The sequence below is a fragment of the Fibrobacter sp. genome, assembly GCF_017545445.1.
GTDB lineage: Bacteria > Fibrobacterota > Fibrobacteria > Fibrobacterales > Fibrobacteraceae > Fibrobacter.
On sequence record NZ_JAFWOM010000013.1, the window covers coordinates 61,146 to 70,138 of the forward strand.

Annotated in this window: 8 protein-coding genes; 2 read left to right on the top strand and 6 right to left on the bottom strand. The window is 47.8% G+C overall.

Annotated elements, in window-relative coordinates; genetic code table 11:
• The first annotated feature begins 96 nt into the window (after positions 1 to 96).
• Positions 97 to 3,723, top strand: coding sequence for a hypothetical protein (locus tag IKG78_RS01695; RefSeq protein WP_290938496.1), 3,627 nt, complete (start codon positions 97 to 99; stop codon positions 3,721 to 3,723).
• Positions 3,724 to 3,965: 242 nt separating this feature from the next.
• Here IKG78_RS01695 and IKG78_RS01700 read toward each other — a convergent pair whose 3' ends face one another.
• The 6 genes from IKG78_RS01700 to IKG78_RS01725 form a co-directional block, all read right to left on the bottom strand.
• Complete coding sequence (locus IKG78_RS01700) at positions 3,966 to 4,409, bottom strand: hypothetical protein (protein WP_290938498.1); 444 nt, start codon at positions 4,407 to 4,409, stop codon at positions 3,966 to 3,968.
• A 201-nt stretch (positions 4,410 to 4,610) separates the two neighbouring features.
• Positions 4,611 to 5,537, bottom strand: a complete 927-nt coding sequence (locus IKG78_RS01705) for a hypothetical protein (RefSeq protein ID WP_290938500.1) — start codon at positions 5,535 to 5,537, stop codon at positions 4,611 to 4,613.
• Between the two features lie 12 nt (positions 5,538 to 5,549).
• The gene (locus IKG78_RS01710) at positions 5,550 to 5,993 is read right to left on the bottom strand and encodes a hypothetical protein (RefSeq protein WP_290938502.1); all 444 of its coding nucleotides are present in this window, start codon (positions 5,991 to 5,993) and stop codon (positions 5,550 to 5,552) included.
• Between the two features lie 50 nt (positions 5,994 to 6,043).
• Positions 6,044 to 7,414 (bottom strand): class I SAM-dependent RNA methyltransferase, encoded by a 1,371-nt coding sequence (locus IKG78_RS01715; RefSeq protein WP_290938505.1) that lies wholly within the window; start codon positions 7,412 to 7,414, stop codon positions 6,044 to 6,046.
• 61 nt (positions 7,415 to 7,475) lie between these two features.
• On the bottom strand, positions 7,476 to 7,619 hold the full coding sequence (locus IKG78_RS01720; RefSeq protein WP_290938508.1) for a hypothetical protein: 144 nt from the start codon (positions 7,617 to 7,619) through the stop codon (positions 7,476 to 7,478).
• Positions 7,620 to 7,660: 41 nt separating this feature from the next.
• The gene (locus IKG78_RS01725; RefSeq protein WP_290938511.1) at positions 7,661 to 7,798 is read right to left on the bottom strand and encodes a hypothetical protein; all 138 of its coding nucleotides are present in this window, start codon (positions 7,796 to 7,798) and stop codon (positions 7,661 to 7,663) included.
• 354 nt (positions 7,799 to 8,152) lie between these two features.
• Between IKG78_RS01725 and IKG78_RS01730 the strand changes: the two genes are divergently transcribed.
• A partial coding sequence (locus IKG78_RS01730; protein WP_290938513.1) for an Rpn family recombination-promoting nuclease/putative transposase occupies positions 8,153 to 8,993 on the top strand: 841 nt, incomplete at its 3' end.

The following is an 8,993-nucleotide window of genomic DNA, read 5'->3' on the forward strand; positions in this document are numbered from 1 at the left end:
ATCTTTGTTAGTGTAATGATAAATCCTCATCTCCTCCAAGCAGTCGCATGAGCAATCGTGCGGCTTTTTTTATACACAATTTTCTAAATTACCGTCATGAAGTTTAATATCAAGAGCATTTTTGCAGTCTGTTCCACATTGTTATTGGCTGGGACAGCAAACGCAGTCGGTTTTTACGGCAACCAAAGCGATATCAAGTGGAAAACAGCGGGCACGGAACATTTCCAATTTATTTATCCCATGGAATATTCGACGCATGCAGCCAAGGTTTCCGCCTACGCCGAAGCCGTGTATGATTCCGTCACGAGCCGTTATCACAAATCTCTCCCCGGTCGCGTGAGTGCGGTTTTAAACAACGCTCTTTACAGTAACGGAAGTGCGATTCCGAGCGAGAATGCAGTAAACCTTTGGCTCACGAACTGGGATTTTAAAATCCGCAGTAGCCACGGCTGGCTCTCGGACGTGATTACGCATGAATTCAGCCACCTCGTGAGCATCGAAAGCGGGAGTAAAATAGTCCCCAATCTTTACGGTTTCCAGTTCAGTTATACGGACTACTACAACGAACGTTCGCGAACCGACTTTATTACGATGATTCCGTTCACGTTGCAGCCGCTTTGGTTTGCAGAAGGAACTGCACAGTACGAGTCTTCGCGCATGGGTTTTGACGGCTGGGATACGCACCGAGACATGATTCTCCGTACGGCAGCTTTGAGCGATAGCCTCATGACGCTTCCGTATATGAATGACTTTTCGGACAATTCGCTCCTTGCAGAACTCGGACCTTACACACAAGGTTTCTCCCTCGTGCTCTACATCGTAAAGCACTATGGCGACGAAGCGATTCCGAACATTTGGAAGGAACTGGGGCGCCCTTACCGCGCAACGCTCAATGGTGCAATCCAAAAGGTTCTCGGTATCAGCGAAGCAGAGCTTTACGAAGCATGGAAAAAGGAAATTACCGAATACTATCAAGCGCAAAAGGATTCGCTCGGCGCACTGGTCGAAGGCATCAAGATTACCAAGGATGCGTTCTGGAATGATTTCCCGGTCGTGAGTGGAAAGAATTTGTATGGAGTCTCGAACTTTGGCGGTCCTTGGTTTGACGGAAGCGTTTTTAAAATACCGCTTGGAGACACGCTTCAGACGAGAGACGTGGTTCGACAAGCTCACCAACCGGGCAAGGTCACTGCTGGTACTGAGCAAGGCCGAAGCAAGCCTGTCGAAGTGCAACAATCTGAAAAAGATTCTGCTGGTGTGGAAGTTGGCGATATTGAAATTGAAGGCGCCGATAGCAATCTTATCGACATCGGTGATTTTGCAAAGTCTGGATTCAAGGCGAAAAAGCCTTGGTTCGACAAGGGCATTGACGTTTATGACGACAGCGTTCATGGGCCTATTCTCGCTTACATCAGTTACCAGAGCCGCGACAAGGATGGACATGCCCATTTCGATATTGCTTTAAGCGACACCAACAAAAATCAAGCATCGCTCACTCACCTTGCGGATGCCGTTTATCCGTCCTTCAACAAGCAGGGAACTGAAGTCGTCTTTGCAAGGCGTGAACCGTTCAGCACACGCTTTACCTTGAGCAAGGTTCTATTCAAGAGCGATTTGAAGAACTTTACCGCAGAAGATCCTGTCGATATTTTCAAACCCGATTCAACACTCCTTTACTACAACATTTACAGTCCGAAGTTCAGTCCGGACGGCAAGCGTGTGGCGTTTAGCTTCTTTGACGATGTGCAACGCGGAATTGCCATTGTCGATGCCGACGGCAAGAATTTCAAAGTCGTGAGCAATGCAAATTACGATGAACGCGATGTCGCTTGGATAGACGACAACAAAATTATCTTCGCAAGTAACAGGAACAACATTTTCAACTTGATTGAAAAAGATTTGAATACAGGCAAGGAACGCGTATTGACGAACGTTGTGGGCGGTGCGTTTACGCCGACGCTTGCAAACGATACAATTTTCTATACGCAGTACGACAAGGATGGTTTTTCGCTTTACAAGTTGCCATACGCGAAAGAAGCCGAACCCGTGTTCCGCGATAGCATTGTCGTGACTCTCCGCGATAGTGTTTTGCAAATCATCGATACTGTACAGGTGCCTTGCAGTGCTGCAAACAGCGACTCCGCTACAGTCACTAACAGCGTAACAGCAGACAAGAGCAACGTCGAAGTAAGCAAGAACGCTACAGACGGCAAGAACATCGCAGCAGGAACTGATTCTACAAATTGCACAGTTCCGCAAATCGTCACTCGCAAAGACGTGATTCAAGTCGAAGTTCGCGATACCGTCAAGGTTGCCGTGGCAGATACAACTCAAAAGGAAATCAAACTTTACGGTTTTATTCCGCAAAAACCACAAAAGAATCTAGAACTCATCGACCGCGAATTTGCAGGCACGGAGCGAAACTACAAGCCCATTCCGAACACGCCGTTGTTCGTCCCTATTTTCAGCCTTTCCGAAAACGCCCCGGCTCTGACCGTCTTTGGCGAAGGCGAAGTCAAAGCGAAACTCGGTCTCGCCGTCGTCATCAGCGACGCTCTCAAAAAGAACAATGTGCAGTTAGGTTTATTGCTTGAACTGGGCAAAGGAATAAACTACATCAACGGCGACGGTCTCAATCCCAGACAAGAAAAGGAATTCTTTATCGCATGGGATAACCACAGCACACCTCTTGACCTAGGCCTTTCGTACAGTTACGCGAACTACACCAACCAGGACACCATGCGCTACGAAAACGTAAAAGACCACGGAGGCGATAGCATAGGAACAAGCCGTTACGCATTTGCAACGCAGGCCATTACAGGAAACGCGGGCTACAGCATTTTCAAATCCATCGACACATTGCAAGCCGCCATCAGTTACGATTGGTCCAACGTGAATTTTTACGACGAAGCCATCGAATGGACGTACAATAAACGCTTTAGTGCAACGGTCGGGCTTGGACTTTATGGCGACCACGAAGGCGAAGAAGGTTCAGGAATTTCAGGGCAAGGCAATGGACTGTTCGCTTATTACCAATATGCCAATAGCGACCTCAGCCGTCCTGGAGCACTTTATATCACTGAAAACGGACAAATAAAAACGCACTACAGAAATTTCACGCTCCATCAATTTGGTATAAACTTGTACGGAAGTGTGCAGACTCCGCTTTTAGGAGCACGCCTTGCCGCTGGCGGAAAAATTTCAAGCATATTCAACTGGAGTACAGACGACGTAAGCGACACGCTTGATTCGTACTACTACAATCCCGTATTCCTCGACGGTTATCCCTACCTCCGCAGTGCCGAAGACTATACCCGTGCAGGCACGAAAACTGCAATGGCGGAACTCCATTATATTTACCCCATTTACGACGACTGGCGGCATGACCTTTGGATTTTCTCGACGCGCAGTCTTTATGTTGATTTGTTCACGCAAATCGGAGCTGCATGGGATGGAGACTTCTTTACGGACAAGTTTACAAAGCATGGTTTCTGGGATCGTTCTGTCGGCTTGAACTTCCGCATGAGCAACAAGCTTTGGGGTAGTATTCCGTTCGATATTTCGCTCACGTTTGCTCGCGGGCTTGACCGCATTGGCGAAGACGATGATTGCCACGGCGGCACGAAACTTGACCCCATTCATTTGACGTTCTTGCCCAAGAGCATCCGCCCGACGAGAATCAAGTTTTCCATCGGGATGGGGTTCATCAATACATGGCAATAGCCATGTATTGATAGCAGCGTCAGCAGCTCGGTTATGTTCAAGCCTTTAGGCTTGACCGCAACTCTCGCCTTGGGACGCAGTTATAAATTCTTGGCAGTAGCCAAGAATTAACCGCTTCGCTGACGGCTCGGTCATGAGTAAGCAAGCTTACTCGCGACTCTCGCCTTGGGGCGAAGTCATCAATACATGGCAATAGCCATGCATTGATAGCTGCGTCGTCGGCTCGTGCTTATGCATTGAGCCTAATAGTTATAGCTTGGAGTTTTATTGTTTTCGCCGGGGAGCAACTGGCCGGGGCTTGTGCGTTGTGCGTCGCGGCCCTTGAAATTCGGATTGAGCTTTTTGAGGTCTCGCGATTTGACATCGGCCTGAACATCTAGCAAGTGCTTTTCCCATTCTTGAAGGGCGCCATCGAGTTCCAATCGCGCATTGAGCATCAATTCCTTGAGCTGCATGAGTTCCAGCATGCGTTCACGCTTCATCACCCAGAGTTCTTCTTCTTCGGGCATGCGTTCGATGTTGAACAAAAGATTCATATAATTTTTTTCAGCTTCGCGATATGCTTTGTACGTGTCCTCATAAACTAAATTACGGTCGTCGGCCATAGTCTGCTGTGACGAGACGTGAGTCGCGCAACCGATAAAATTACAAGCAACAGGAATAAGCAAGAAAAGTGAAATACGCATGTGTTTAAAGTACAAAAATAGTGGTCTGTGGTTAGAGGGTTTGAGGTATGGGGTCGCCCGATAAACGGGCTTTGGGGTATGAGCAATCGCGATAAGTGCCGTGTAAGCCGGTCCCGGAACGGGGTCCGGGATGACAGGAAGAAAGGGTTCTGTGTAAGCTGGCACCGGCACTGTGGCCGGGGTGATAAAAATGCAAATAAACTATTCTGAAGCTTCAGGCATTTCACGCTTGATGTTGTAGAGTCGTTCGTGCGTGACGTGGCTTGTAAACGTGACGGTATCCTTCGTTTCTGGATGAACCATCGTGTGTGTCCCGACCTTGACTTCTCGTTCCTGGCAAGGGAGGCCTGTTTCCGGTTCGATCATGACCTCGAACTCGGTGCGGTACTCGCCCTTGTGGTTGGACGTATAGGCCTTAAACTTTTCTGGCACAATGTTGCTGCCCACATGCTGTTCCCAAATAAAATACGGGAAGTTCTCGTTTTCGTGTAAATAGACGACGTAATCCAAGCACTTGCGGTGGTCGCGGCTCTGGAAGCCCTTAGTCACCACGGAGTCAATCTTAATCAACGCAAAGTTCAAGCGGCCTTGCTGCTTGAGAAGTTCTGTCACGTTCCCCTTGACCGGCACCACGCCTTTGAGCAAGTGGTCCATTTCCCAGCGGTGCTTTTCCAAGCGCTTGAGATGCGGCTTGTACTCGGGGTTCAAGAGTTGTTGGCGCCAGCGGGAAGGCATCGGGATATGGGCGAGCAGCGTATCGTAGCCGTCGTCAATTCCTGTGAGGCTCGTCACATTTCTATCGACTGCCGAAAGATCCACTTCCTTGATACGCCAAGCAAGTTCCGTCGGCATAAAATTCTTGAGGTATCCGCGAGACTTGTCGATGACGTAATTACGCTTGACGGTTGTCGTATCGCCCTTGGAAGAATAATTCAAGTCCGCATACGTCGCCGTAATCGTTCCCATTTTTTCTTCACCTTTGAGGTCCAATGTCGCATAGTAACTTTCGACATACAGTTCCAGGGTTACGGGAGCGCTTAATTTATAATCAACAGATACATCGGATTCGCTACAAGCACTAAGTATTGCAGCGACAAACATTCCACTCAAGAATTTTATTTTATTCATCAAATTAACCAGTTATTGATTGACAATAGACAATTGCTTTGAAGCAATCAAGCCCTTTTCGGAAGAGACTTCGACAACGACTGTTCCGGGAGCTTTGAGTTTCGTCATTTCGCGGGCAGTCGCATAGCCACCACGACGTGAACGAGCTTCAAGAGTAAACGCGTCCAGTTTATCGGATACACGGAAATCATGTTCCCACAGTTTTTCGCCTTTTTTGGCAAGCGTTCCTTCGTAGAACGCAAATTTCAGAGTATTGAAATCAAAACCTGTTCCGTAACGCAGCTGGATGATAAGTTCATCAGCCATCCTGAATACGCTACCCGTATCGGCAACATAACCCACGGCAGGGTTCCATTCACGGCCACAGGCGATAACCGGTTCAGATTTTGAGCACCCTGCAAACAGCCCACCCAAGGCTAAAGTTGCAAGCATCACGACTTTATGAGTTTTTTTCATTGGATCCCTCTCTTTTTTGCCCAACAGCTTCAATTAAGTTAGCAAAAAAATTAGCGGGAGAGTACAAACATCATCTCTAAATGAGGTGTTTGAGGGTAAAAAGCGAATCCTTCGGCATGAGAAAGGGAAAATCCGGCTTCGGCGAACTTGGCATAGTCACGAGCAAGGGTCACCGGGTCGCAAGAAACGTAAATAAGACGGTTCACGGAACTTTTTACAATGGCTTCAAGAGCATCTTTGGGGAGGCCTGTTCGTGGAGGATCCACAATGAGAGTGGCCGGGACATCGACAACGTTTTCGAGGAGCCAGTCTTCAGCCGGAGCGGAGACGTTTTCAATTACTGGAGAGCGAGATTCCGCAGTGCGAGCTGCCGCCGAAACAGACAAATTAGCTTTCGCGTGTTTGAGGCAGCCTTCTTCGCGTTCGACGGTCGTAATTTTTTTGAATTTATCTTGTAAAATACATGCAAAGAAACCCACTCCGCTGAACAAGTCAATTAGCCAATCGTTTGTCGCCTTGCCACTTGCAAGACCGTCGTCAACAGCTTTGCGGACGGCATCGACCAGTTCCGGTAAAAGTCCCAAGTTGCTCTGGAAAAACACGGAGGCATCGGCTTCGATTTTGCGGCCAGCAATTTCGACATGGCTTACGGCATGCGCATCGAATTCAGATTTGCGCATGCCTGGATAATAAAACGAGATTTCACCTTTTCCGTTGTCAAATAAGTTCACGTCCATATCGCGGGGACGGCTTAAATTGCGTTTGGAATCGCTGGGACCGTTCAGATTGCGATGGGATGCGTCGGAATTGCATGCGAGAAGCGATGCTGCTGGACCTCGTAAAAAATCGTTCAAAGCATCGGTCAGCACAGGGCAGTGCTCAAACGGAACGACATTGTTGCTTTCTTCGCCGCGAAATCCAAAGACTGCACGGCCATCAGGAGTTTTGTGATAAACGACGCGAGCGCGGTTTCTATAGCCCCAAGCGTTCCCAGTGTGGATGACAAAATCTTCGGGCAGTTCTGCATGGGCTAAACGCCTAAAATTTTCGCGTTCGACTTTTTCGAGGTATTCCGCCTGCTTATCGGAAGCGAGATGTTGCAAACTACAACCTCCGCATTTTCCGTAAAGCGGGCAACGCGGTTTGACGCGGTCTGGGCTCGGTTCTAAAATTTCAACAACCCGGCCCTTGATAAAGTCCTTTTTCCGAAACGTCGGGCGCACCTTGCAAAGTTCACCCGGCAAAGCGCCTGCAACAAACCAAACATGCCCATTTTCAAGACGCACAAAACCATCACCACCTTGCACCATCTTTTCGATGCGAAGCGTCAAACATTTGTCGCCTTGTAGTTTGTGACTGGACCTGCGATGGTCGTTTTTGCGGTCTGGGTTCAAGCGATTTTTTCTGCGAAATTCAACCATGAATGTAAAGTAGATTTTTAATGATATTTAAAACACCAGACCGCAGATTGCCGTGACAGAGTTACGAAGAAGTACTACTATCAACGATAATCACATCCAAGGATGATCCGACTAAGAGGGCGTCCTGCATATCAATAGCAACGACTTCCATCTCCGGCTTTTGGTATGCTTTCTTTTCGCGCATTTCGATTTTTTGATTGCTCATATTTGATCCTTAATGTGAATTAAAGTTTCGTATTGCGGGTATTAATTTGCGCCCCCACAGCAATAAGTATTATCAGGACAGATGCAACTATTCCCCAACAGCGCGGTTTCTTGCTGCAACTGTACAATTTCCATTTTGGGAGTGGAATATTCTTTTTTCTGTTCCAATTCGTTGTTCATTTTTGAATCCCTGTAGAATTATCTCAAAGATAGCAATTTTTTTAGTTCTTTTGGGGGATCCTATCGTATTCTGTCATCCCAGCCTTGTGCCAGGATCGACTTTCTTCTTACAATACTGGCCCCGGAACGGAGTCCGGGGTGACAAATGTGAGGTATGGGGTATGGGCGAACGTAATAGGTTCTGTATGGATCCTTCACTGTCGCTCAGGATGACATGCCTCGTTTTTTACAATTTGTTCGTAATCTAGCTTGATTTTGGTCCATTTTCCACAAAATCGCGTGTTAATATAAAGGATGGGGAACGGTTTTCTGTCTATGAGCCCGACATTTTCGGGTGTTTAACAACGGAAAAATATGGAAAATAATAACGCCGAAAATTATGATAACGCCGAAATTAACAACGCCGGGACAAATAATGGCCACGGCGAAATGATTGGCGAGGCCAAGACGTTCGAAGAATACAAGGGTGCCGGAGTTTTTGCCGACCTCCTTCTCGACAGGACGTTCAAGAAGGCCTTCAATCCCGACTCGCAGAACAAGGTCTGCCTGATTGCGCTTTTGAACGCCGTGCTTGAAGGCGAAATCGCGTCGCCGATTGTTGATGTGCAGTCCCGCAACAAGGAATACAGCGACGGTTCCAACGAAAACCGGACTACGGTCTTTGATTTGCACTGCATCGATACGGCTCAGCGACGATTCATCATCGAAGTGCAGATTCTTTATCAGGAAAACATCGTCAACCGTGCGATTTACTACGCTTCACAGATGATTATCGCACAGGGCGAACGTGGCCAAAAGTACAGTTACGAATTGAGCCCGGTCGTGACTGTCGTGTTCATGGAATTCAACGTATTCGCCGACGACCGTTACATCCGCCGCGCAAAGCTTCGCGAAGTCAATGGCGTAAGCATCAGCAACACGCTCAATTTCGCATTCGTGGAACTCCCGAAGTTCAACAAGCACTTGGACAAGCTGGAAACGACGCTCGACATGGGGCTTTACGCCCTCAAGAACATGAAAAACATGACGCAGATGCCCAAGCAGTACGAAAATTCGGTGTTCGCACGCTTGTTTTCGACTGCGAAATTGGCTAAATTATCGAAAGAGGAACAGCAAATGATCGACGAAGCACAGAAAGCCAAATGGGACGAATACGCCATCCATAAAGCCGCTATTGATACGGGTCGCAATCAAA

Bases quoted from the DNA above. Each gene is read 5' to 3' on its own strand.
- IKG78_RS01695 (WP_290938496.1), top strand. From the start codon at position 97: ATGAAGTTTAATATCAAGAGCATTTTTGCAGTCTGTTCCACATTGTTA.
- IKG78_RS01700 (WP_290938498.1), bottom strand. From the start codon at position 4,409: ATGCGTATTTCACTTTTCTTGCTTATTCCTGTTGCTTGTAATTTTATC.
- IKG78_RS01705 (WP_290938500.1), bottom strand. From the start codon at position 5,537: ATGAATAAAATAAAATTCTTGAGTGGAATGTTTGTCGCTGCAATACTT.
- IKG78_RS01710 (WP_290938502.1), bottom strand. From the start codon at position 5,993: ATGAAAAAAACTCATAAAGTCGTGATGCTTGCAACTTTAGCCTTGGGT.
- IKG78_RS01715 (WP_290938505.1), bottom strand. From the start codon at position 7,414: ATGGTTGAATTTCGCAGAAAAAATCGCTTGAACCCAGACCGCAAAAAC.
- IKG78_RS01720 (WP_290938508.1), bottom strand. From the start codon at position 7,619: ATGAGCAATCAAAAAATCGAAATGCGCGAAAAGAAAGCATACCAAAAG.
- IKG78_RS01725 (WP_290938511.1), bottom strand. From the start codon at position 7,798: ATGAACAACGAATTGGAACAGAAAAAAGAATATTCCACTCCCAAAATG.